Source organism: Thiocapsa sp. (genome assembly GCF_011390875.1).
Classification (GTDB): domain Bacteria; phylum Pseudomonadota; class Gammaproteobacteria; order Chromatiales; family Chromatiaceae; genus Thiocapsa.
This window is the reverse complement of record NZ_JAABRP010000066.1, coordinates 1-23,082: the sequence shown is the minus strand read 5'-3', so window position 1 is coordinate 23,082 and position 23,082 is coordinate 1. Positions and strand designations below refer to the sequence as shown.

20 protein-coding genes are annotated in these 23,082 nt (G+C 62.6%); 4 read left to right on the top strand and 16 right to left on the bottom strand.

Features of this window, described 5'->3' with window-relative positions; genetic code table 11:
* From GPT33_RS07335 to GPT33_RS07325, 3 genes are all read right to left on the bottom strand, one after another.
* Positions 1-1,044 (bottom strand): MtrB/PioB family outer membrane beta-barrel protein (locus GPT33_RS07335; protein WP_296806892.1); only part of this gene is annotated, 1,044 nt, incomplete at its 3' end.
* Between the two features lie 96 nt (positions 1,045-1,140).
* Positions 1,141-2,169: a DmsE family decaheme c-type cytochrome gene (locus GPT33_RS07330; RefSeq protein WP_296806890.1), complete on the bottom strand. Its 1,029-nt coding sequence runs from the start codon at positions 2,167-2,169 to the stop codon at positions 1,141-1,143.
* Between the two features lie 447 nt (positions 2,170-2,616).
* Positions 2,617-3,600 (bottom strand): helix-turn-helix domain-containing protein, encoded by a 984-nt coding sequence (locus GPT33_RS07325; protein WP_296806889.1) that lies wholly within the window; start codon positions 3,598-3,600, stop codon positions 2,617-2,619.
* A gap of 308 nt (positions 3,601-3,908) precedes the next feature.
* Between GPT33_RS07325 and GPT33_RS07320 the strand changes: the two genes are divergently transcribed.
* Positions 3,909-4,358, top strand: a complete 450-nt coding sequence (locus GPT33_RS07320) for a DUF4399 domain-containing protein (protein ID WP_296806887.1) — start codon at positions 3,909-3,911, stop codon at positions 4,356-4,358.
* A gap of 121 nt (positions 4,359-4,479) precedes the next feature.
* Here the strand turns inward: GPT33_RS07320 and GPT33_RS07315 are convergent, their stop codons facing one another.
* Positions 4,480-4,854 (bottom strand): hypothetical protein, encoded by a 375-nt coding sequence (locus tag GPT33_RS07315; protein WP_296806885.1) that lies wholly within the window; start codon positions 4,852-4,854, stop codon positions 4,480-4,482.
* On the opposite strand from GPT33_RS07315, the gene GPT33_RS07310 reads away from it, so the two are divergent.
* The 3 genes from GPT33_RS07310 to GPT33_RS07300 all read left to right on the top strand — a co-directional run bounded on the left by GPT33_RS07310 (position 4,853) and on the right by GPT33_RS07300 (position 8,710).
* Positions 4,853-5,632, top strand: coding sequence for an ankyrin repeat domain-containing protein (locus tag GPT33_RS07310; protein WP_296806884.1), 780 nt, complete (start codon positions 4,853-4,855; stop codon positions 5,630-5,632). The two genes, GPT33_RS07315 and GPT33_RS07310, sit on opposite strands and share 2 nt — an antisense overlap.
* A gap of 23 nt (positions 5,633-5,655) precedes the next feature.
* Positions 5,656-5,943: a hypothetical protein gene (locus GPT33_RS07305; RefSeq protein WP_296806882.1), complete on the top strand. Its 288-nt coding sequence runs from the start codon at positions 5,656-5,658 to the stop codon at positions 5,941-5,943.
* A 61-nt stretch (positions 5,944-6,004) separates the two neighbouring features.
* The gene (locus tag GPT33_RS07300; RefSeq protein WP_296806880.1) at positions 6,005-8,710 is read left to right on the top strand and encodes an HAD-IC family P-type ATPase; all 2,706 of its coding nucleotides are present in this window, start codon (positions 6,005-6,007) and stop codon (positions 8,708-8,710) included.
* On the opposite strand, the gene GPT33_RS07295 is transcribed toward GPT33_RS07300, so the two are convergent.
* The 12 genes from GPT33_RS07295 to GPT33_RS07240 form a co-directional block, all read right to left on the bottom strand.
* Complete coding sequence (locus GPT33_RS07295; RefSeq protein ID WP_296806878.1) at positions 8,686-9,444, bottom strand: MBL fold metallo-hydrolase; 759 nt, start codon at positions 9,442-9,444, stop codon at positions 8,686-8,688. The genes GPT33_RS07300 and GPT33_RS07295 overlap by 25 nt on opposite strands.
* A gap of 12 nt (positions 9,445-9,456) precedes the next feature.
* Positions 9,457-10,644: an outer membrane protein assembly factor BamC gene (gene bamC / locus GPT33_RS07290; RefSeq protein WP_296806876.1), complete on the bottom strand. Its 1,188-nt coding sequence runs from the start codon at positions 10,642-10,644 to the stop codon at positions 9,457-9,459.
* 67 nt (positions 10,645-10,711) lie between these two features.
* On the bottom strand, positions 10,712-11,587 hold the full coding sequence (dapA, locus tag GPT33_RS07285) for a 4-hydroxy-tetrahydrodipicolinate synthase (protein WP_296806874.1): 876 nt from the start codon (positions 11,585-11,587) through the stop codon (positions 10,712-10,714).
* A gap of 316 nt (positions 11,588-11,903) precedes the next feature.
* Positions 11,904-13,343: an NADH-quinone oxidoreductase subunit NuoN gene (gene nuoN, locus GPT33_RS07280; RefSeq protein WP_296806872.1), complete on the bottom strand. Its 1,440-nt coding sequence runs from the start codon at positions 13,341-13,343 to the stop codon at positions 11,904-11,906.
* Positions 13,344-13,576: 233 nt separating this feature from the next.
* Positions 13,577-15,157 carry an NADH-quinone oxidoreductase subunit M gene (locus tag GPT33_RS07275; protein ID WP_296806870.1) on the bottom strand — a complete coding sequence of 527 codons (1,581 nt, stop codon included), beginning with the start codon at positions 15,155-15,157 and terminating at the stop codon, positions 13,577-13,579.
* A gap of 19 nt (positions 15,158-15,176) precedes the next feature.
* Positions 15,177-17,183, bottom strand: a complete 2,007-nt coding sequence (gene nuoL, locus GPT33_RS07270) for an NADH-quinone oxidoreductase subunit L (RefSeq protein WP_296806869.1) — start codon at positions 17,181-17,183, stop codon at positions 15,177-15,179.
* Between the two features lie 75 nt (positions 17,184-17,258).
* Complete coding sequence (nuoK, locus tag GPT33_RS07265; protein ID WP_120799652.1) at positions 17,259-17,564, bottom strand: NADH-quinone oxidoreductase subunit NuoK; 306 nt, start codon at positions 17,562-17,564, stop codon at positions 17,259-17,261.
* Positions 17,561-18,214 carry an NADH-quinone oxidoreductase subunit J gene (locus GPT33_RS07260; RefSeq protein ID WP_296806865.1) on the bottom strand — a complete coding sequence of 218 codons (654 nt, stop codon included), beginning with the start codon at positions 18,212-18,214 and terminating at the stop codon, positions 17,561-17,563. Before GPT33_RS07260 ends, nuoK begins: the two co-directional genes overlap by 4 nt.
* A gap of 209 nt (positions 18,215-18,423) precedes the next feature.
* Positions 18,424-18,912, bottom strand: coding sequence for an NADH-quinone oxidoreductase subunit NuoI (nuoI, locus tag GPT33_RS07255; protein ID WP_296806893.1), 489 nt, complete (start codon positions 18,910-18,912; stop codon positions 18,424-18,426).
* A 17-nt stretch (positions 18,913-18,929) separates the two neighbouring features.
* Positions 18,930-19,964, bottom strand: coding sequence for an NADH-quinone oxidoreductase subunit NuoH (gene nuoH / locus GPT33_RS07250; RefSeq protein WP_296806863.1), 1,035 nt, complete (start codon positions 19,962-19,964; stop codon positions 18,930-18,932).
* A 7-nt stretch (positions 19,965-19,971) separates the two neighbouring features.
* Entirely contained in the window at positions 19,972-22,374 is a 2,403-nt protein-coding gene (gene nuoG / locus GPT33_RS07245) for an NADH-quinone oxidoreductase subunit NuoG (RefSeq protein WP_296806861.1), read from the bottom strand.
* Positions 22,375-22,535: 161 nt separating this feature from the next.
* Positions 22,536-23,082: NADH-ubiquinone oxidoreductase-F iron-sulfur binding region domain-containing protein (locus GPT33_RS07240; RefSeq protein ID WP_296806859.1), on the bottom strand; the 547-nt coding region annotated here is incomplete at its 5' end.

Below are 23,082 nucleotides of genomic sequence, written 5' to 3'. Positions count from 1 at the left end.
GTTATCCGGATAGAGATCGTAGCGCCCGCTCGTGAACGTCGTCGGCGCAATTCCCGTGATGGTATTGGTCGTGATAAACAGCGGGTTCTCGAACGTCATGGTCCCGACGCGGTTGCGGAACAGAGACGCCTCGGCTTGGAGGTTGAGATGATTGAGACCGTCGTCGAACCTCAGTCCAGCGACGAAATTCTGGGTCTCGTAGTCGATGGACTCCGGAATCTCAACGTTTCCGCCTCCGCCTCCCCCGCCGAACACCGCCCCGAAAGGACGCTCTCCTTCGCGTTTCTCAAGGTTGTAAGCGCCGAAGATGCGCCACTCGTTCGTAAGATACTTTTCGACGTTGAAGCCACCTTGCTTACGCACAAGGCCGAGGTCGGATTCCTCGATCTGCTCGAGGGTGTCCTGGATGTTTGCCTGCGTCGTTAAGGCGTTGCCGGTGCCGCCCGGCGTCAATCCGCCGAGCGTCAGATCGTCGCTGCCCTCGCCGTTCCAGAGGAGACGGTAGCTGCTCGTGAACTCATGCGGTATTTCGGTGTAGAAGAGATCGAGTTTCCAATCGTTGAAACGTCCCGCCTCGACGCCGATGAACTGGTCGCGATAGCCGATCCCACCCCCGTAGGTCTCGAAGAAGAGCGCCGTACCGGGCTGGTTGGCCTGGAAGCTGAAGTTATTGAGGTATGGACCTGAGTCGAGATCCTTGTACTGCTGGAACCAGGCATTCTCGGTGTCGCCGAAAACACCGAGCCCGCCGAGCTCCCCTTGCCCCGAATAGAGCCAACCGGCCTCCGTCTCCTTGCTCACCAAGGGCAGCTTCGGCCAGCCATACAAGAAGCCGGTCGGCGAGCGGGGAAATTCCTGCGCATCGAGCCCCTCCGGATCGCGTTCGGGAACCGTATTCAAGAAGCCTGGATTAAGGGCGTTTCCGAGCACGGTCGGGGTTCCGCTGGGCGTCGCCGAATCGGCGTACGTCCCGGCTGCCGTCAAACTCCCCAGCGCAGCTCCGACGCAGCACGCCACGGTTTTGAATCGAAAGGGTTCCATCATATCGGCGCACCTCGGGTACGGTTTCTGCTCGATTGGACTCGGACGGCGGATCGATCCACTGCGACGTCAAGGCATTCGACGACATCTGCACTACGATCAGCGTTGCCAGCGCGCACCGGAGGGGTGATTGCTGCCGTGGATCTGTGTATGGCAGTTCTGGCAGGCGCGCCCGATGACGCGCTGGCTTGCCAATCCACCGGGCTGGAGGGCGCTCTCTGCGGTCTGGCTCGCGTTGTAGAAGGTGCCCGGATGAAACATCTGGTTATGGCACTGCTGACACAGGAAGGGACGCGCCGTGACCAAGAGCTTGTCGTGATTGGAGCCATGCGGGAGATGACAGTTGGCGCAATTCTCGCGGACCGGTGCGTGCTCCCATAGGAAGGGACCGCGCTTCTCGGCATGGCAGGTGTAGCAAACGTCGTTGAGGCTGTCTTTATTCAGCATCGGTCGGGTGCGCGAGCCATGCGGATTATGGCAGTCGGCACAGGTCATCTTGCCCTCGGACAAGGGCATATGGGAGCGCTTTAAGAAGTCTGCGCGCTGCTTCGGATGACAGCTATAACAGGTCTCGGAAATCGTCTCCTTTCTCAACGCACCGTCGATCGAATTATTGACCATCGGATTGTGGCAATCGCTGCATGCCACCTTATTCTTGTCATGTGTCGAGCCGACCCAGTGCAGCCTCTGTCCACCCTGATGACACGACAGGCACTGCGCGTTCTGAATGGCGACGGGCGTCTCCCATTCTCGCGTAAAGCCGATGATCAGGCGCTTATCCCAGGTCTCTTCGGCATGCTTTGAGCCCGGCCCGTGACAGGCCTCGCAGACCTGTGCCTGCTGGCTGTTGCGTGGATTGTCCCGAAAGGCCCTCGCGTGCAACGTATGGCTGTATTGCGTATCGACGTGCTCATGACACTCCAGACACACCTTCTCGCCCACATAGACCGCATCGACCGGTGCCGCGTTATCCGCAAGACCCTTGCTGTCGGCTCCCTGATCCCCGATTCCGGCGGAACGCTGCTGACCCGTCGGGAGACACCCGACCAATGTCGCAAGGACCAATACGCACAGCGTCGAAACAATGAGGCGGGCATCTCGCGGTAAAGCTTCTGAATCAATGCTCATGGCGCTCCGGGGGCTCTTTCTCGAGTCTTGCCGAAGGGCAAGACCACGCATGTTCGTTCACGCGGACCAATACAAAGAGCAGGAAGCAACGGAGCTACCGACGCTTGGCTCCGCAGCACTGCGCTATCGGCCAACCGTCCATCTTCGTTCCCGCTTCTTCTAATGTCTGATGGACAACGCCGCTTCAAGACGGCGGTAGAAGTCCCGTCCAGATCGTTCCGTCTCGATTTGATCCGAAAGATTATTCTTGATGCTAATTTAGCAAGCGAAGCGACCCGCGTATTGTCGCTGGATGACGGGATTTATGACTAGAACTGTCGTTCGTAAATCTCTTATATACAATCGGAGGGTAAAAATGAGACCGGTCGACACAGGTGCCGACGAAGCAAGTACCGATGGGATGAGATCGCGAGAAAGGCGGGCGGCGCCATGGCGGCGCCGATTACTTTAGGACAAGGATGCGGAGGTATGATCGGTTCGACGTCTCAGACTGCGGGGTGACACACCGAAATGCTTTCGGAACGTTCTGCTGAAATGGGCCTGATCATTAAAGCCCCAGGCATAGGCGATCTCGCTGATCGTACGTCGAGCGGATCCGTCCTGTATCAACTCGCGATAGCACTGTTCGAGGCGCTGAACCCAAACCCAACGCATCAAGGACATCTCCTCGTTGGCGAACAGGCGGTGAATCTGCCGCGGCGACAAACCCACGGCCTCGGCGATGAGCTCGACGCTGAGCTCGGGATTGCCGAGATTGAGCCGTGCGAATGTCTTGATCCTATCTTGGTGATGAAAGGATCTCTGAATACAGTCCGAGTTGATCGGAACGGCACAGCAAATGACGGCACCCATCAGATCCACAACGGCGTCGGCAAGACCCTCGCTGCCGGAATCCCCCAATGACCCGCTCCAGCGTTTCAGCGAGAGCACGGCGTCGCGGAACACCGCCGGCACCCCGCTCGCGCTGTCGATGGGCGTGAGCAGGGCAGCTCGCCAGAGCGGAAAGCGGCCGGCGATCTCCTGTTCCGGGACACTGACCAGGATCGACTCGAAATACGCGTCCTGCTCGAGCGTCAGCGGTCGACTACCGCGCACTAGGCACAGGTCGCCGGCTGATAGGCGTGCCTCGCGATCGCCCTGCTCTATCGACGAGGTCCCTCGGAACTGGAGGAATGCGGTCATTTGACCGGGAGGCGAACCCCCGTCGGTGATCAAGGAAAGCGGCCGACCGGCGGCCTTGACGATCTCGATCCGGCCGATGGTGCGACCGCTGAAGCTACTGCGTGAACAGGCGTCGACCTCTCCGAGGAGCCGTGAGTCGATCTCGCAGGCCTTCTCGAGTGACTTTGCAAAGCCCAAACCCTGGACGGTTGTCGGGGCATGATCGCAGGTACTCGCGGCAATGGACCTCGAGGATGACTCCAATCTCATCGTAACCCGACTCGCGATCAATATTATCTATTGGGGATAGTCCTACGGAGGTACGGTAACTGTCAACCTCTGTTGTCATTGATGATTGTCAATTTTAGTTGACACTTATGTTCGGGGGCGAGCGTGCAAAATGCCCGACAGAGTCCGCTTTACACTTTTGATCACCCGCAGCCTCGGCCCTTGGGCGATGGGCGATGGGCGATGGGCATTACTGCCGGATTCAGGTTGAAATCGCCGCCCGAGTTCCTGACTCTTTCTCGTGGGACGGTGATCCGAAATCTGTCCGAAACCACAAGAGGAGTCGACCCATGAAGACGAAGAAGAACATCTCCAGACTGTCATCCCTGGCCCTGTTGATTGCCGCAGGTCTCACAATTGCCGCACCGAGCGCTTTCGGTGCGGTCGAACGCACTCCTGCACCCGAGGGCGCCCGAGCGTACATCATTACGCCGGAGGACGGTGCGACCGTTCCCCAGACCTTCGTGGTGCGGTTCGGGCTTTCGGGGATGGGGGTTGCACCGGCGGGGGCCGACCTCCCCAAAACGGGACATCACCATTTGCTCGTCGACATGGATGGCCTGCCGCCTCTCGATCAGCCGATCGGCGCCGACATCCTGCATTTCGGGGGCGGTCAGACGGAGACGCAGATCACGCTGCCGCCGGGCGAGCACACCTTGCAGATTATCTTGGGGGACAAGAACCATATCCCGCATGATCCGCCGATCGTTTCGGAGCGAATCACCGTCACGGTCGAGTAGGTAACCCGCAGACCTTGCGTGCGCCTCGTCGCGGCGTATTGCGGGTCTCGCACCCTCTGCTCGCGGCGCGCGGTGAACCGATGTCGTTGCTTCTCGCGACAAGCCTCCTGGAGACGCTTGCCTAACGATCGCTTCCCATGACCAGGCGTTCGATGTCGGCGATGCGAATCTCTCTGCCGTCGGAGGTCACGAATCGCCGGCCGTCCACACTGCCGCGGCGGGCCTCGTAGCGGGTCACCTCGCCCGTATTGGCATTCACGACCTGAACAGGGATGATCTCCCGATCGCGATCCCAGTCCCTCACGAGATACGCCAGACTGCCGATCAACATAGCGGCCAGCAGCCCATAGGCGAGCGGGCGAAGCAGCGCCGAAGGGATGAGAGGCCGACGCGGTGCAACAAGGCCGGCGGCTTCCCGAGAACGCCGGATACGTGCCCGGATCACCAAGTAGGCCACGAAAATGACGCCTGCGGTCAGGAGGAGTTTTGAGATCATGGCGTTTACGTTAGCACGACAGGCCCGTTGCGGCAGCCTGCAGGCGCGGCCCGGCTACGAATGCCGAGCGCGACCCGATAGAGCGCTGAAGAGAAGCCGGGTCGAGGGCGTCAAGCGCAGCACGGGCTGCGCTCTGATGCTCGTCGCAGCCCTTTTTCTCACGGGCTGTTCCGAGCCTGCCGAACCGACGGTGAATCTACACCGAGCAGTCGAGATCGGGGATATCGATCAGGTCTCGCGTCATATCTACTGGAAGAGCGACCTTGCTCAGCCCGATGCGCACGGCGACCCGCCCCTGCACGTCGCCGCGCGCGCCGGGCGTGTCGCCATCGCCCGTGCGCTTGCCCGCAACGGCGCGGATCCCGCAGCGCCGAACGCCGCAGGAAAAACCCCGCTTCACGTCGCACTCGAGCACGGTCGCACGCAGGTCGCGGAGATGCTCATCGACCAAGGTGCACCGCTCGATGCGCAGGGTACGCTGGTTGACCTCATCGAGATCGGAGAGATCAAACGCGAGACCCTGAATTTCCTCCTCGATGCCGGCGCACAGCTTGGCAACCTGGGCTCGACCGGGGAGGCGCCCCTGCACATTGCCATTCGAAACGGGCACCTCGAGACGGTCCGGCGACTGATCCTCGCCGGCGCCGATGTCAATCAACCCGCCGACGACGGTCGCTTGCCGCTGCGGATTGCGCGAGAATCGGCGCCCGGGCGCGATGCCCGATTTATCGTCTCGACCCTCGAGCGCAACGGTGCTAGGGCCGAGCCAACCCCCTGACAGACACGCAGAGGAGCATTTGCATGGCCGAACGGATCGAAGATCTGACGGTGAGCTACACGGAAGACGGTATCGACACGACCAAGGAGATCGACAAGGTCGTTCTCTCCAAGGGTAGCTGGACCACGATCCTCTTTCGCTATCAGGACTGGGACCGCGCAAAGGAGGCGTACGGTCCGGACAAATATACGATTCGCCGCTATCAGAAGCGCAACGGCGAGTATCGGCAGCAGTCGAAATTCAACATCTCCAGCCGTGCACAGGCCCAGGCACTCGTCGAAGCGTTGCAGGGTTGGCTGACCGACGACTGATCGCGCGGGAGAGGAAAAGTACTGATGAATCAAACCGGTGGCTGAAGCCCGGGGCGGAACGATGACTGCGGACACCCAGACGCGCCGATGGCACTGCTTGAGTGTCGCGGAAACCACCGAGGCATTGAGCGTCGATACCGCTCGGGGCCTGTCGACAGCCGAAGCTGAACTGCAACGTCGCCGTCACGGCGAGAATGCTCTCGACGAAACCAAGTCGCGCCCTCACTGGCTCAGATTCCTGGACCAATTCAGGAACCTGCTGGTGATCGTGCTCCTCTTTGCGGCCGCACTGGCCTGGACGATCGGGGATCTCAAAGACGCCGTAGTCATCCTGGCCGTCGTGATCCTCAATGCCGCGCTGGGCTTCTATCAAGAGCACCGTGCCGAGCGGACACTCGCCACCCTCAAGGCAATGGTTGCCGTGCGTGCTCGCGTGCGCCGGGATGGTCGGATCGCGGAGGTTGAAGCGACCGAGTTGGTGCCCGGCGATCTCGTCTTGCTCGAGGCAGGCGATCGCGTGCCCGCGGACGGGCGCCTCCTGAAGGCACCCAACTTGGAGGTCGACGAAGCCGCCTTGACCGGCGAGTCCCAGCCTGTCGGTAAAAGCACGCCGGCATTGGACGCAGCCGATCCACCGCTGGCCGAGCGCCTGAACATGCTCTACATGAACACCGTGGTGACGCGCGGTCGGGCCGAAATGCTGGTCGTCGCTACCGGTATGTCTACGGAGATGGGGCAGCTAGCCGGGCTGATCGCCGAAACGCCCGACGCGCAGACGCCTCTGCAACGTCAGTTGGATACGCTCGGCAAGCGGTTGGCGGCGATCGCCGGGGTCATCGTCACCCTGATCTTTGTCCTCGACCTGACACGCGGACTGCCCTGGACCCAGGCCGCGATCACCGCCGTAGCCCTTGCGGTGGCGGCGATCCCCGAGGGACTGCCGGCCGTCGTCACCGTAACCCTGGCGATCGGCATGTGGCGGATGGCCCAGAACCGAGCGATTCTCAAGAAGCTCTCGGCGGTCGAAACCCTGGGCTCAACCACCGTCATCTGCTCCGACAAGACGGGGACACTTACGCTCAACCGGATGAGCGCGCGGGCCGGCTGGTTCGCGGGTGCGCGATTCAGTGTCGACGGCGACGGCTACGGAGCCGAAGGCGCTATCCTTCGGGACGATCCGAACGCGCCGACCGATGAGGTCGATCCAATCGACTTAGGCCGCCCCATGGCGCTCTGCAACGAGTCGCGTGTCCGCAACGGCGAGCTGATCGGGGATCCCACCGAGGGCGCGCTCTGGGTTCTCGCCCGCAAGGCCGGCATCGACCCTGAATCCGAGCACGCTCGCCGCCCACGGATCGCCGAGATCCCCTTCGACTCCGCCCACAAGTTCATGGCGACCTTCCACCATGCCGGCGATCAGGTCGAATTGTTCGTCAAAGGTGCGCCGGACGTCCTTCTCGCACGCGCCTCGCACTGGCTGAGCGCAAACGGCGAGCAACCACTCGACGCCCCGACCCGCGAGCGCATCGAAGCCGAGAACGAGCATCTCGCGAGCCAAGCGCTGCGGGTACTCGCCGTGGCACGGAGGACCATCCCGGCCCGTGATTTCGAGCCCACGGACGATCTGTGGCGATGGGCCGAGGGCTGGACCTTCCTGGGGCTTGCCGGTCTCATGGACCCGCCGCGCCCGGAAGCCGGCGAGGCTATCGCCCGCTGTCGGGAGGCCGGCATCCGGGTCAAAATGATTACGGGCGACCACAAGCTCACCGCCGAAGCCATCGGGCGCGAGCTCGGGTTGACCGGCGAGGTCGTCACCGGCGCCGAGCTCGACGCGATGGACGAGTCGACACTCGGGCAGCGGATCGAGGACATCGGCGTCATCGCGCGAGTCTCGCCGGCCCACAAGGTCCGGATCGTCAAGGCGCTCAAGGCACGTGGCCATGTCGTCGCCATGACCGGCGACGGGGTGAACGACGCGCCCGCGGTCAAGGCCGCGGACATTGGTGTCGCCATGGGTCTGACAGGCACTGCCGTCACGCGCGAGGCCGCGACCATGGTGCTGATGGACGATAACTTCGCGACCATCGTCCGGGCAGTCGAGGAAGGACGCGTTATCTTCGACAACATCGTGAAGTTCGTGCGATTCCAGCTCTCGACCAACATCGGGGCCATCCTGACCGTGCTGGCGGCAACCCTGATGGGGATGCCGACACCCTTCACGGCGATCCAACTCCTTTGGATCAATATCATCATGGACGGCCCCCCCGCGATGACACTCGGTGTCGAGCCGGCGCGCCCCGGCATCATGCGGGCCCTGCCCCGCCGACAGGACTCGCAGATCCTCACGCTGAAGCGCTTGGCGCTCCTCGGCATCTACGGCACCACCATGATGGCCGGCACCCTCTGGCTGTTTCAGGATGCCTTGGCCACCCACGGCGAGGCCTATGCCCTCACCCTCGCCTTCACCACCTTCGTGCTCTTTCAGTTCTTCAACGTCTTCAATGCCCGCAGCGAGCACGGCAGCGCCTTCAACAGGCACTTCTTCTCAAACGGCAAACTCTGGCTGGCGCTCGGCGCCGTCCTCGCGCTACAGGTCCTGGTCGTGCATTGGCCCGAAGCTCAGGCAGTCTTCGCGACCACCGACCTGAGCGCCGAGGACTGGCTCAAGGCCGCACTCGTCGCGTCCAGCGTTCTTTTACTCGACGAAGGTAGGAAGTGGGCTCAGCGGCGATACGGCCCTCGCTACGCACACCAAGGGCTCGCCTGATCCTGTTCCAAGATCAGTGTCCGATCGGCGAGCGACTCGCAGACCCCGCGGATACTTGCGCGGACGAGTTCCGGGTGGTTATTGGTCTCGCTGACGTGCGCGACGCAAAGGCGCGCGATGGCGCGATGCGGCAAGGTGTCGAGCAGCCGGGCGGCTTGCAGGTTGCTGAGATGGCCGAAGTCACCGGCGACACGACGCTGCAGGCTCGGCGGATAAGGGCCGCGTCGCAGCAGCTCCGGATCATGGTTGAGCTCCAGGATCAGCGCGTCGCAATCCTGAAGAACCTCCGTCATGTGGGGTGTCACGCAGCCGGCATCCGTCAAGATCCCAAGGCGACGCCCGTCGGCCTCGAACAGAAACTGACATGGCTCGCGGGCGTCATGCGGAACGGGATAAGAGCGGATACGGAGGCCGTCGATCCGCACCGACTGCCCCTGACCGGAGAGCAGGCGCAATCTCGGGATCTCCGGAGCGCCCACCGCCCGCCAAGTACCGGGCGTTGTCCAAACCTCCACGCGATGCCGCCTCGCGAAGGACCAAACCCCCTTCACATGGTCGCCGTGCTCGTGGGTCAGGAGAAGGACATCGATACTGTCCGGCTCGACATCGACCGACCGAAGCCGTTGATAAAGCTCCCGTAGGCTGAAGCCGTTGTCCACAAGCACGCGCCACCCCGCGCTTTCCACCAGCGTGGCATTGCCGCGGCTGCCGCTGCCGAGCGAGCAGAAACGCACGTCGGGGCGGGTCTACCGAATCTGTTCCTTCATCAATGCCAGGATTCGTTGGCTCGACTCGGAGGTATCGGGTTCCCCGCTTGCATCCAGGACGGTGACGCGCGATTCGGTCTCGCCCCCTTGCACACGCACCTGATACTGCTTGACCGGGTCGACCTCGTTCTTCTTCCAGAAGGCCATCCGCGAGAGGAGGCCGGGACTCTTGTCGACGGTCGCGCCGTCCTGCCCTGCGTAGCGGACATAGTAGATGCCCCGACTGAGATCGCGATCTTCCACGGCGAATCCGGCGCGATCCAGTGCCGATCCGGCCGTTCTCCAGGCGCGACGGAAGTCCTCTTGGATCACCAGGGTCTGCGAACCACCTTCGTCGACGAGGCGAGCGCCGACCGGCTGCATGGCAAGACCGCTACCGGTACCACCGGAGCTGCCTCCGGAGACGGGGCTCGCGGCTGCGGCACGTTGCTCGGACGCACCGAGAAAGACCATGAGGCGCCTCAGCATCTCGGCTTCCTTGGCCGGATCGGTGCCGCTGGGCTCCCAAATGGTTCGGCTCCCGTCACCGATGGCGTTGGTCACCAGACGTTCCTCCATCCCGCGATGCGTGAGATGGATATCGGTCGTTCCCGATGCCGTACCGGCCTCGATACGCACACTGTACTGATCGCGCGTCGAGGTCGCGTAAACGCCTTCGACAACCTTGCTGATCATTCGCGTGAGGAAATCACGTCGGATCTCGGCGCGGTTGTCCAGCCAATCGGTGCGCATCACGCCGACCGACGGATTCTGCTCGACCAAAAGGATGCCCTGCTCTCGCCAGAAGGAGATAACCTTTGGCCACACCTGCTGCGGCGAGGCCTGCACCTCGAGCCAGCGCTCGGAGTCGCGCCGCCGCAACTCCACATTGGGTGTCTCGGGGAGGACTTCGCCCGAAGCCGCGACCCGCTGGCGTTGCGCGCGACTCCCGCTGTACTCCGAGTAGGTCGCCCCGCCGGCAGGTGGAATGTCCAGGGCATCATCGAACTTTCCCGCGGTCAAGTCCGGCGGAATCTCGAGATTCTCCCCGGCCTCCTGCTGCTTTTTATAGGCAAGTCGCTGATCGGGGATGGCGTCGTTGATGACGCTCGAGCCGCAACCGGACAAAAGCAGGGTCAGCGCCAGGCCGGCGCAGACGCCGCCGGTCAACGAAAAACGTGGTCTCAAGGTGAGCGACCTCTTTAGTCGATTGAGCATACGCAGCCCCGGGGGCGCGTCTGCACGACGAGCGGCGTCAGAGCACACCCGCCTGCTCCATTGCGGCGCGTACGCGTGCATGATGCTCGTCGGAGAGCCAGGTGAGCGGAAGCCGGATGCCTTTCGTGCACAGCCCCGTCTCGGCAACGGCCCATTTTACCGGGATCGGATTGGACTGTACGAACAGGTCGTGATGCAGCGCATCGAGCCGCCGATTGATGGCTTCGGCATGCTCGCGATCGCCCGCGAGCGCAGCATCGCACATGTCCTGCATCAATCGCGGGGCAAGATTCGAGGTCACCGAGATGACCCCGTCGCCGCCTGTGAGCATGAACTCGCATCCGGTCGCATCGTCTCCGCTGTAGAGGGCGAATCCGTCGCCGCAGCCGGCGCGTAAACGGGCCACACGTGAAAGGTCACCCGTCGCGTCCTTGATGCCGACGATATTCTCGACGGGCGCAAGCCGAGCCGCCGTCTCGGGCAGCAGGTCGCAGGCCGTGCGCCCCGGCACATTGTAGAGGATCTGCGGGATGTCGACCGCCTCGGCGATCGCACGATAGTGCAGGTACAGCCCCTCTTGGGTGGGCTTGTTGTAATAGGGCGTGACAAGAAGCGCTGCCTGAGCGCCGGCCTCTTTGGCGCAACGGGTCAGGTGGATCGCCTCGCGGGTCGAGTTGGCCCCGGTGCCGGCGATGATCGGGATCCTGCCGGCAGCAAGCTCAAGCGTCCTGCGAATGACGGCGCAGTGCTCCTCCTCATCGAGCGTCGCGGACTCTCCCGTGGTCCCGACGGCGACAATGGCCGTGGTGCCCGCGTCGACATGATAGTCGACGAGACGCCGGAGGCTCGCGTCGTCGATGCCCCCGTCCTCGTGCATGGGGGTGATGAGGGCAACGATGCTGCCGCGAAGCATGTCCGACTCCGTTAAACCGCGCCCGGCGCGGTATGTGATGTTTTTGGATGGGATCAGCCCCGGCAGACTCGACGATCGTTGGAGCTGGCGCGGTTTAAAGTCTTAAAAAATATTAAACTTTAAACCGCGTCACCACAAAGGTCGAAGAAATCCTTGAGTCCGACACCACGTGCAAATAACGCATGTCGCTCTGGACGCGGTTTAGGCGAAAACCCTGATGGTAGTACGCGAGACGGCGCCGACACAACCGAGATGATCAGAACCCGGGTGCGCGGACCCCGGACGTTCGGTCCCGAGCCGCTCGAACCTAAGGGGTTCAAACAAAGACACTTTGACACCAGCTCAGAAGCGCCGCCGGGAATAGGCCGAGCACCAGAAGGGATAGACCGTTGAGACTCATCGCGAAACGCACGCCGCCGCTCGTCGTCAGGACCGGCATGTCCGGATTCGGCTTGTCGAAATAGATCACCTTGACCACGCGCAGGTAGTAGAAGGCACCGATGATCGAAAAGGCGACGGCGACCAGTGCGAGCCAGACGAGGTCGATCCGAACCACGGACTCCAGCACCAGCAGCTTCGCCATGAAGCCGACTGTCGGCGGCACACCGGCCATCGAGAACATCACCAGCGCCATCATGGCGGCGTACCAGGAATCCCGGTCGTTCAGGCCTTTGAGGTCGTCAAGATTCTCGGCATCGAAGCCTTTGCGGCTCAGGATCAGCAGGATACCGAAGGCGCCGGTCGACATGACGGCATAGACGATCGCGTAGAACATCGCCGAGGCGTAACCTTGCGCGGAGCCGGCCAAGAGCCCCAGGAAGATGAAGCCGACGTGCGAGATGGTCGAGTAGGCCAGCATACGCTTGATATTGGTCTGTGCGATCGCAACGAGGTTGCCCAAACCCATCGAGAGCACGGCAAGAATCAGGAGCATACCCTGCCAGTCCGGCTGGATCGCCTCCAGTCCATCCACCAGCATGCGGATCGCCAACGCGAAGGCCGCAATCTTTGGTGCACTGCCGAGAAGAAGGACGGCCGGCGTCGGCGCGCCCTCGTAGATGTCCGGGACCCACATATGGAAGGGTACGGCGCCGAACTTGAAGCCCACGCCGATGACCAGGAAGACCACGCCGAAGACCAGGACCTTATTGTCCATTCCCTGCTCGGCCACCGCCTGTGCGACCGGACCGAATTCGATCGACCCGGTGGCACCGTAGATCATGGAGACGCCGTAGAGGAGCATTCCCGAGCCAAGAGCACCCAGCACGAAATACTTCATTGCCGCTTCGGCGCCCTTCTTCGAGTCGCGATCGAAGGCAACCAGGGCATAGAGACAGAGCGCCTGAAGCTCAAGGCCGAGATAGATGGTCAGGAAGCTGTTGGCCGAGACCATGATCAGCATCCCGAGGATCGCAAAAAGCCCCAAGACGTAGAACTCGCCGACGAAGAGGCCGCGATCCTTTAGCCAGGGGCGCGAATAGACGAAGGCGAGCAGGCTGACCACCAGGATCGCACCCCTGAGCAGATCGGTCAGACCGTCGCGCACGACGTTGCCGTCGAAGACGATGCGCGTTTCGCCACCGCCCACGGCGCCCGTCAGGCCGATCGCGACCAGCAGACCGATCAGGGTCAGTGTGTGGTTGATGTCCTTATCCTGCTCCTTGAGATAGAGATCCAGCACCAGCACGACGCTGGCGGTCACGAGGATCGCGATCTCCGGCAGGATGGGGAAGAGATTGGCGGCGTCGAATGGCATGTGAGAATTCCGATTAAACCGCGCCCGGTGCGGCATGCGTCGTTTGGCGGATTGGCTTGGCCGCGCCGGCTCCGACGGCTGTCGAAACTGGCGCGGTTTAAAGAATTAAAAAATATCAAAATTTAAACCGCGTCCCCACAGAGGCCGAAAGAAACATTGGGCCCGACACAACGTGAAAATGACGCATGTCACTCTGGACGCGGTTTAAGTGAGACCCGCGCCAGAGCGCATCTTTACGGCTGTCCTGTGAGACCGGCCACGGATGCCGGCACCGCAAGGACGCAGTCCGCCGCCTCGGAGGCCGGCAGCTTGCACTCGCTGACATGGACGACCAGGTTCTCGACCGAGGCGTGCATCACCTCCATCAAGGGCGCGGGCCAGATCCCGAGGGCCAGAACCGCGGCGGCCAGCACCCCGAGATTCAGTGTCTCGCGGCCATTGAGATCCTGCAGACCGGCCACCTTCTCATTCTTGACCTCGCCGAAGATCACCCGCTTGACCATCCAGAGGGTAAAGGCCGCCGCCAGGATCAACGTGGTCGCGGCCAGGAAGGCCCACCAGAAATCGGCTCGGAAGGTCGCGAGGATGACCATGAACTCGCCGACGAAACCGGAGGTTCCGGGCAGGCCCGCATTGGCCATCGCGAAAAAGACCACGAAGGCGCCGAACCAGGGCATGGTGTTGATCACGCCGCCGTAGTCGGCGATCTCGCGCGAATGAACGCGATCATAGAGCACACCCACACAGAGGAAGAGCGCGCCCGAGATGAAGCCGTGCGAGATCATCTGGACCATGCCGCCCTCGATCCCCATCACCGCTCCGCCGGCGACATCCGGATTGCGAATGATGGTGAAGACGATAAAGAAACCGAGCGTCACGAAGCCCATGTGCGCGATCGACGAATAGGCGATCAGCTTCTTCATGTCCTGTTGAACGAGGGCCACGAACCCGATGTAGACCACGGCGATCAGCGACAACGCGATCATCAGCCAATCGAGCGAGGCACTGGCGTCCGGCGTAATCGGCATCGACAGGCGCAGGAATCCGTAGCCGCCGATCTTCAACATGATGGCCGCCAGAATCACCGAGCCGCCGGTCGGCGCCTCGACATGCGCATCCGGCAGCCAGGTGTGGACCGGGAACATAGGCACCTTCACCGCAAAGGCAAGCAGGAAGGCGATGAAGATCAGGACCTGGGCGTTCATGCCGAGCTCCAGATCGTGGAAATCCAAGAGACTGAAGCTGTCGGCTTGGAAGTACATGTAGATCAAGGCGACCAACATGAAGACCGAGCCGAAGAAGGTATAGAGAAAGAACTTGATGGTCGCATAGACCCGATTCGGTCCGCCCCAGACCCCGATGATGATGAACATCGGGATCAGCATCGCCTCCCAGAAGACATAGAAGAGGATGGCGTCGAGCGCCGAGAAGACACCGACCATCACGCCTTCCATGATCAGGAAGGCCGCCATGTAATGCGATGGCTTATAGGTGATGACATCCCAACCCGCGATGATCACGAAGATGGTGATGAAGGTCGTCAGGATGATCAGCGGCATGGAGATGCCGTCCACGCCCAGGTAGTACTCGACATTGAAGGTCGGGATCCAGGCCGCGCGCTCCACGAACTGCATCTGACCGCTGCCGGCATCGAAACCCGACCAGAGACCGAGGCTGATTGCGAAGGTCAGGATCGCAAAGGCAAGCGCGATCCACTTGGAGATGTCTGAGCCTCGATCACCGCTCGCCAGCACGGCGACACCGCCGATGATCGGCAACCAGATGACCAGCGTCAGGAGAGGTAACTCGTACATGCGGGGCGTCTCCTTCCGCTTAGAGCACGACGAAGAACGTCAAGAGCCCGACGAGCCCGACGATCATCGCAATCGCGTAGTGATAGAGATAACCGGTTTGCAGATGCCGCGCCCGCTGCGCCAGCGCCGCAACCCGATGGGCCGAGCCGTTGACCACACCGTCGTCGATGATGGCGCGGTCGCCGCCGAGCCAGAGCACCTTGCCCAGCCAACGACCGCCGCCTGCAAAGACCTTCTGATTAAAGTCGTCGAATCCGTATTTGGCCTGCAGGACCTTGGTGACGGGACCGCCCATCGCCTGCAGTTGTTCGTCGATCTTCGGATTCTTCGCGAAAGTGAACCACCAGACGACGGCGGCCAAGGCCAGACCACCCATCGCCAGGAAGAAGGGCGGCATGGTCATGCCGTGAAGCACGAAGGCCCACTGGCCGTGCCAATGCTCGCGAAGCGGCTCCAGGGTGTCGTGTTCGGGCGCCACGACGATCGGGCTCCAGTCGCCGGTCGCGAACCAATTGGTCACCAACAGCGGCTCGATGACCAGCCAGCCGAGCACCACAGAGGGGATCGCCAGCAGAACCAGCGGCAAGGTCACCACCCACGGGGTCTCGTGCAGATGGTGTCGGGTGTGCTCGTCCATCCGCGGCTTGCCGTGGAAGACCAGAAAGTACATGCGGAAACTGTAGAGGGCGGTCACGAAGACACCGAGCGTGAGCAGCAGCGAGGCATAACCGGATCCGTAGAGCGTCGAGTGGCCCACCGCTTCGATGATCGCATCCTTCGAGAAAAAGCCCGAGAAGGCCGGGAAGCCGATCAGGGCCAGCGAGCCGATCAACGCGGTGATCCAGGTGATCGGCATGTAACGGCGCAGGCCGCCCATCTCGCGGATGTCCTGCTTGTGATGCAGGGCGATGATCACCGAGCCGGCGGCGAGGAACAGCAGCGCCTTAAAGAAGGCATGGGTCATCAGATGGAACATTCCGGCGGCATAGGCCGAGGCACCGAGCGCCGTCACCATGTAACCGAGCTGCGATAGGGTCGAATAGGCGACCACACGCTTGATGTCGTTCTGCACCAGACCGATCAGTCCCATGAAGAGTGCCGTGGTCGCACCGATAATGAGGATGAAGCTGAGCGCCGTCTCCGACATCTCGAACAGCGGCGACATGCGCGCGACCATGAAGACACCGGCGGTGACCATGGTCGCCGCGTGAATCAAGGCCGAGATGGGCGTGGGGCCTTCCATCGAGTCCGGCAGCCAGACATGCAAGGGGATCTGCGCCGACTTACCCATCGCACCGATGAAGAGCAGGATGCAGATCAGGGTCATGAGCGAGACGCCGCCGAACACGGCGACCTGCGTGCCGGCATGGGCGGGTGCCGCGGCAAAGACCTCCGCGTAATCCATGCTGTTGAAATACATCCCGATCGCAGCGATGCCCAGGATGAACCCGAAGTCACCGACGCGGTTGACCAGGAAGGCCTTCATGTTGGCGAAGATCGCCGTCTCGCGCGTCGACCAGAAGCCGATGAGTAGGTAAGAAACAAGACCCACGGCCTCCCACCCGAAGAAGAGCTGCATGAAGTTGTTGGACATCACCAACATCAACATGGAGAAGGTGAAGAGCGAGATGTAGCTGAAAAACCGCTGATAGCTGTTCTTCCCGGTCAGCGCACCTTTCGGCCAGTTGTGCTCGTCGTCGGCCATGTAGCCGATCGTGTAGATGTGCACCATCAAGGAGACGAAGGTCACGGTCGCCATCATGAGCGCCGTGAGCCGATCGACCAGGAAACCGATCTCGAAGCGGATTCCGTCCGAAACCATCCAGGTGTAGACCGCCTCGTTGTAGACCGGCAGATCACCCCAGATGAAGCGCGCCAGCACCATGAGCGATAGCGCCGTGGAAAGCCCGACGCCCGCGATGGTCACCGCATGCGCACCCTGCCGGCCGATTCGGCCGCCGAAAAATCCGGCGATGATGGCGCCCAGGAGCGGCGCGAGCACGATGGTCAGGTAGACGTTTTCCACTGTTTAGTTCGCTCTTTCGCTTGATGTGATCCGGATCGACCCGCCAGTCACGCGGACGCGTTGACGCCGTCCGCGCTATCCCTTGAGGCTGTCTAGATCCTCCACGTTGATCGTCTGCTGATTACGGAAAAGCACCACCAGGATCGCAAGCCCGATCGCAGCCTCCGCCGCCGCCACGGTCAGGATGAAGAAGACGAAGACCTGCCCCGTCATATCCCCGAGAAAATGGGAAAAGGCGACGAAGTTCATATTCACCGCGAGCAGCATCAGCTCGATGCACATCAGCAGCAGGATGACGTTCTTGCGATTCAGGAAGATCCCCGCGACCGCCAGCATGAAGAGCCCGGCGGCCAGGATCAGATAGTCTGAGAGCGCGATCATTCGGTCGATTCCTGTGGTGCGGCCGAGGCAGCGACGGCCGGAACCGCAGCACTCTCGGAAGGCATCTTGACGATACGAATCCGGTCCGGACCCTTCTTGACCCTCACCTGCTTCGCCGGATCCATGTACTTGGTCTCGGGCCGACGTCGCAGGGTCAGGCGGATCGCGGCAACAATGGCGACAAGCAGAATGACGGCGGCAATCTCGAATGGGTAGACATAGATGGTGTAGAGCAGAAGACCGAGCTCTTCGGTATTGCTCACGTCGGGTCCGGCCGGCAACGGCGACGGGAACTGCTGCAATCCGAAGTTGGCCGGCCCGACGATCAGGAAGATCTCGAGGGCAAGCACAACCGCAATCAGCGCACCGATGGGTAAATAGCGAATAAAGCCCGCGCGCAACGTCGCGATATCCACATCGAGCATCATCACCACGAAGAGGAAGAGCACCATCACTGCGCCGACATAGACCAGGATGAGCACGATACCGAGGAACTCCGCTTCGAGCAGGATCCAGAGTGCCGCACTGCTGATGAAGGCCAGCACCAAATAGAGGACGGCGTGGACCGGATTGCGACGCGTGATCACCATCCCTGCAGCGACTAGGGTTATGGCCGCGAAGACATAGAAGAGGAATTTTTCAAAGCCCATGATTCATCCGAATGCCGTGGTTAGGCGCAATGGTCATATGAGCGCCGGCGGATCGCCCGATCGGCGCCTGATCGCCCTTTGTTCGATCGACCCCCGACGCGCCGCAAGCGAATCGACGAAAGCTCCGGAACGCTGCGCATGAAGGGCCCGATCTTCGAGCGTGCCGTCACCGCCGGCCGCGGTCCCTGCGATCCGGGGTCCATCGCGGTTCAGCGGTAGGGCGCATCCGCGGCACGGGCCGCGGCAATGTCCGCCTCGTACTTGTCCCCGATCGCGAGGAGCTTCTCCTTGGTCATGATGTTCTCGCCGCGATTCTCGAAGTGATACTCGTAGACCCCGGTCTCGACGATCGAGTCGACCGGGCACGACTCCTCGCAAAAGCCGCAGTAGATGCACTTGAAGAGGTCGATGTCGTATCGAGTGGTCCGGCGCGATCCGTCCTCGCGCGGCTCGGCCTCGATCGTGATGGCCAGCGCCGGACAGACCGCCTCGCAGAGCTTGCAGGCGATGCAGCGCTCCTCGCCGTTGGGATAGCGCCGCAGGGCATGCAGGCCGCGAAAACGCGGCGAGATCGGGGCCTTTTCCTCCGGATACTGGACCGTGAACTTGCGCTTGAACATGTAAGCGCCGGTCAGACTCAAGCCCTTGAAGAGCTCGACCATCAAGAGGCTTTGAAGATAGTCACGTGTGGCTTTCAGCATCGGTCGTCTCCGGGTCAGGCGGACCACCAAGGGGGCAGCTCGGCGAGCACCGCAAGCGCCACCACCAGGATCCAGACGATCGTGATCGGGATGAACACCTTCCAACCCAGACGCATGATCTGGTCGTAGCGATAGCGCGGGAAGGTCGCCCGTAACCACAAGAATACAAACATGAAGAAGAAGGTCTTGAGCAACAGCCAATGGAAACCATCACCCAAGATCGCATTGCCATCGGTCCAGGCTTGCGGGAAGGGCGACAGCCAGCCTCCCATGAAGAGCAGGGCCGAGAGCGCCGAGATGAGGATCATGTTCGCGTATTCGGCAAGGAAGAAGACCGCGAAGGCCATCCCGGAATACTCGACATGGAAACCGGCGACGATCTCCGACTCGCCTTCTGCCACGTCGAACGGCGCGCGGTTGGTCTCGGCGATCCCCGAGATCAGATAGACACCGAACAAGGGCAGCAACGGCAGCCAGAACCAGGTGAGAAGGTTGCCCTCTTGGGCCGCAACGATCGCGCCCAGATTCAGGCTCCCGGCAGCCACCAAAACACCGACCAGAGCAAAGCCCATCGCGATCTCGTAGGCGACGATCTGTGCCGCCGAGCGCATGGCGCCGAGCAGGGCGTACTTCGAGTTGGACGCCCAGCCCGCGATGATGATGCCGTAGACACCGAGCGAGGTCAGCGCAAGGAGATAGAGCAGGCCCGCATTGATGTCGGCCAGCACCAGGCCTTCATCGAACGGGAACACCGCCCAAGCGGCCAATGCCGGGGCGATCGCGATCATAGGCGCCAACAAGAACAACGCCTTGTCGGCCTTGGTCGGGATGACGATCTCCTTCATCATCAGCTTGACCGCATCCGCGATCGGCTGCAGCGAGCCGCGCCAGCCGACCCGGTTGGGCCCGATGCGGACCTGGATGTAGCCGATCACCTTGCGCTCGGCCAAGGTGTAATAGGCCACCATTCCGAGGAGCGGCAGGACAATCGCGATGATCTTGATCAGGATCTGGATCACCACGGGAAGCGCATTCCATAGTTCGATCATCGTTGATTCATCCCGCCTCGCTACCCGTCTCGCCGAACCACGGCCTGATCTCGACCGGGCCGATCTGCGCGCCCAGCCGCCCGCTTCCGGTCACGGCTGCGGGGATCCGCGCACAGCCCATCGCGATCGCGTCGTCCAGGAAGACATTGGCCTCGATCTCGTGGCCGTTCTGAATGATCAAGACCGTCTGATCGGCAATCAGTCCATCGCCACGCGCCTGCTCCGGATGCAGATAGACACCGAAGGCCGTACCCTGGACCGGCGTGCGCTGCAGGGCCGGCGCCCGCCGAACGAGCGGATCCAGCGCATAAATGGGCACAGTGCCGAGACGCATCAGGCCGGCGGTTGTGCCGGCTGAAACCGCCGGATACTGGCCGCGCGGGGCATTGTCGAGTGCGGCATCACTGCACAGCTCGGCAAGCTCGTCGCGCACCTGCGCCGCATCTCGATACTCGAAGCCGGGAAGATCCAGGAGGTTACCCAGCACGCGCAGCACCTTCCAGCCGGGACGGGCCTCGCCGGGGGGCGCGACCGCACCCTGAAACCGCTGCCAAAGACCGCCCGCATTGACGAAGGTCCCGGACGTCTCGGCGAAGGCCCCGATCGGAAGGAGCACGTCGGCAACGGCTTCGAGCGACGGGGAACGGAAGGCAGAGCAGGCAATCACCAGATCGGCCGCCTCGCACATGGCCATCGCCCGCGCGGGGTCGATGAGATCCCGATCCGGCTCCAAGCCCCAGAGGACCAGCGTGCTCGGCGGCGTACCGAGCATCTCGCCGAGCCCGAGACCCGTCGACTCGGCCGGCCGACCGCCGGGCACTCCGAACGGCACGGCGCCGGCCAGATGCGCACCGACACTGTTCGCCGATGCCGGCAGGAAACCCACAACGGCGCCGCTCAGCTCGCCGATCCGGTAGGCCAGCGCCTTGAGCAGCGCATAGTCCGGATGCGCGGTGGCCAGCGCGCCAAGCAACACGACGCCGGTCGACTTCTCCCCGGCAGCACGCAGAGCGTCGGCAACCACCTGATGGGCATCGCCCGGCGTGGCCGAGCCGATGACCGACTCGAGTGCCCCGGAGGCATTGGCACCAAGCGCCTTGGCGATCGCCGCGAGGTCCGCGACCATCTGCGCAGGCGTCCCGACCAACTGCCGGGCGGGATGGGTCAACGCCAAGGTCAAGGGGTTCACGCAGGCGACCGTCGCGCCTTCCAGCACGGCCTTGCGGATGCGATGCGCCAGCAGCGGCTGTTCCTGGCGAATCTCGCTTCCGATCAGGAGGATCGCCTCCCGGCTCTCCAGTTCGGCGATCGGTAGGCCGAGCCATGGGAGCATCGGATCGGCAGCATCGCCGCTGAAGTCCTGTTGGCGCAGTCGGTGATCGATATTGGCGCAACCCAGGCCGCGGGCGACCCGCTGCGCCAGATAGAATTCTTCGAGCGTCGCGTTCGGGGCCATCAGCCAGCCCATGCGGGACGCATCCGCGGCCTTGAGACGTTCGGCGACCGCGGTCAGCGCCTCCTGCCACTCGACCTCGCGCCAGACCCCGTCGGCCTTGATCATCGGCGCGATCAGGCGATCCTCGGAATTCAGACCCTCATAGCTGAAACGGTCGCGGTCCGAGATCCAGGTCTCGTTGACACCCTCGTTGTCGCGCGGATGCACCCGCATGACCCGACCGCCGCGTACATGAAGACGGATGTTCGAGCCGACCCCGTCGTGCGGGGCGATGCTGTCGGCGTCGGTCAGCTCCCAGGCCCGCGCGGTGAAGCGATAAGGCTTGGAGGTGAGCGCTCCGACCGGACAGAGATCGATGATGTTGCCCGAGAGCTCATGGCTCACCGTGTGGGCGACGAAGGTCCCGATGCGCATGTCTTCGCCGCGGCCGGTGGCGCCGAGCTCACGCACGCCGGCGATCTCGGCGCCGAAGCGCACGCAGCGGGTGCAATGGATGCAGCGGGTCATGTCGGTCGCGATGAGCGGGCCGAGATCTTCGTCCTTGACGACACGCTTGCGCTCGGCGAAACGCGAGACGTCGCCGCCATAGCCCATCGCTACGTCCTGCAGCTCGCATTCGCCGCCCTGGTCGCAGATCGGACAGTCCAGCGGATGGTTGATGAGCAGGAACTCCATCGTCCCCTGCTGAGCATCGATGGCCTTGGGCGAGCGTGTCAGAACCTTCATGCCCGCGCCGACGGGAGTGGCGCACGCTGGCACCGGCTTCGGGAAGGGGCGACCGCCCTGCTCCGCCTCGACCAGGCACATGCGGCAGTTGGCCGCGATGGACAGCTTCTTGTGATAGCAGAAACGCGGGATGATGATCCCTTCGCGGTCCGCGACCGCGATGATCATCTCTCCCGGCGCCGCGTCGCACGTGCGGCCGTCGATCTCGATCGTGATCTTGTCCGTCATTCAGCTCTCTCGATCGGCGCCCGTGGGCCGGGTTGCGCACACCGCTGCGGCGCGCGTTCTCGGACCTGCTCGCTCACGCGAACCGGGCCATTCTACAAGTTTGCGATTCCGGGGCGACGACAGCGAGCCGCTCTCGCCCCGATTCGGATCAGGCCGCAGGTCTAGGCTGCCATGCTTTGGCCGTGCTCGATCAGGTGCTCGAACTCGTGTCGGTAATGCTTGAGAAAGCTCTGCACCGGCATCGCCGCGGCATCGCCCAAGGCACAGATGGTGCGCCCGCCGATTCGACCCGCGACACTGTCGAGCAGATCCAGATCGCCCGGCCGGCCCTTCCCGTCCAGGATCCGTCGCAGCACCCGCTCCAGCCATCCGGTGCCTTCTCGACAGGGCGTACACTGGCCGCAGGATTCGTGCATATAGAAGTGCGACAGGTTGTGCAGAACCTTCACCATGCAGGTTCCCTCGGCGATCACGATCACGGCGCCCGAGCCCAGCATGGAGCCGGCCTTGGCGATCGAATCGTAATCCATGTCCACATCCATCATGACGTCGCCGGGCACCACCGGAACGGATGACCCGCCGGGGATCACGGCCTTGAGCGCGCGGCCGTCCTTCATCCCGCCGGCCAGCTCCAGCAGATCCCGGAAGGGCGTGCCCAACGGAACCTCGAAGTTGTCGGGCCGAGCGACATGCCCGGTCACCGAGAAG

Excerpts from the sequence above, each read along its gene's own strand:
- dapA (WP_296806874.1), bottom strand. The coding sequence starts at position 11,587 with ATGCTTCGCGGCAGCATCGTTGCCCTCATCACCCCCATGCACGAGGAC.
- nuoN (WP_296806872.1), bottom strand. The coding sequence starts at position 13,343 with ATGCCATTCGACGCCGCCAATCTCTTCCCCATCCTGCCGGAGATCGCG.
- nuoK (WP_120799652.1), bottom strand. The coding sequence starts at position 17,564 with ATGATCGCGCTCTCAGACTATCTGATCCTGGCCGCCGGGCTCTTCATG.
- GPT33_RS07320 (WP_296806887.1), top strand. The coding sequence starts at position 3,909 with ATGAAGACGAAGAAGAACATCTCCAGACTGTCATCCCTGGCCCTGTTG.
- GPT33_RS07300 (WP_296806880.1), top strand. The coding sequence starts at position 6,005 with ATGACTGCGGACACCCAGACGCGCCGATGGCACTGCTTGAGTGTCGCG.
- GPT33_RS07325 (WP_296806889.1), bottom strand. The coding sequence starts at position 3,600 with ATGAGATTGGAGTCATCCTCGAGGTCCATTGCCGCGAGTACCTGCGAT.
- nuoG (WP_296806861.1), bottom strand. The coding sequence starts at position 22,374 with ATGACGGACAAGATCACGATCGAGATCGACGGCCGCACGTGCGACGCG.
- GPT33_RS07305 (WP_296806882.1), top strand. The coding sequence starts at position 5,656 with ATGGCCGAACGGATCGAAGATCTGACGGTGAGCTACACGGAAGACGGT.
- GPT33_RS07315 (WP_296806885.1), bottom strand. The coding sequence starts at position 4,854 with ATGATCTCAAAACTCCTCCTGACCGCAGGCGTCATTTTCGTGGCCTAC.
- GPT33_RS07330 (WP_296806890.1), bottom strand. The coding sequence starts at position 2,169 with ATGAGCATTGATTCAGAAGCTTTACCGCGAGATGCCCGCCTCATTGTT.
- GPT33_RS07275 (WP_296806870.1), bottom strand. The coding sequence starts at position 15,157 with ATGTACGAGTTACCTCTCCTGACGCTGGTCATCTGGTTGCCGATCATC.
- GPT33_RS07310 (WP_296806884.1), top strand. The coding sequence starts at position 4,853 with ATGGCGTTTACGTTAGCACGACAGGCCCGTTGCGGCAGCCTGCAGGCG.
- nuoH (WP_296806863.1), bottom strand. The coding sequence starts at position 19,964 with ATGATCGAACTATGGAATGCGCTTCCCGTGGTGATCCAGATCCTGATC.
- GPT33_RS07260 (WP_296806865.1), bottom strand. The coding sequence starts at position 18,214 with ATGGGCTTTGAAAAATTCCTCTTCTATGTCTTCGCGGCCATAACCCTA.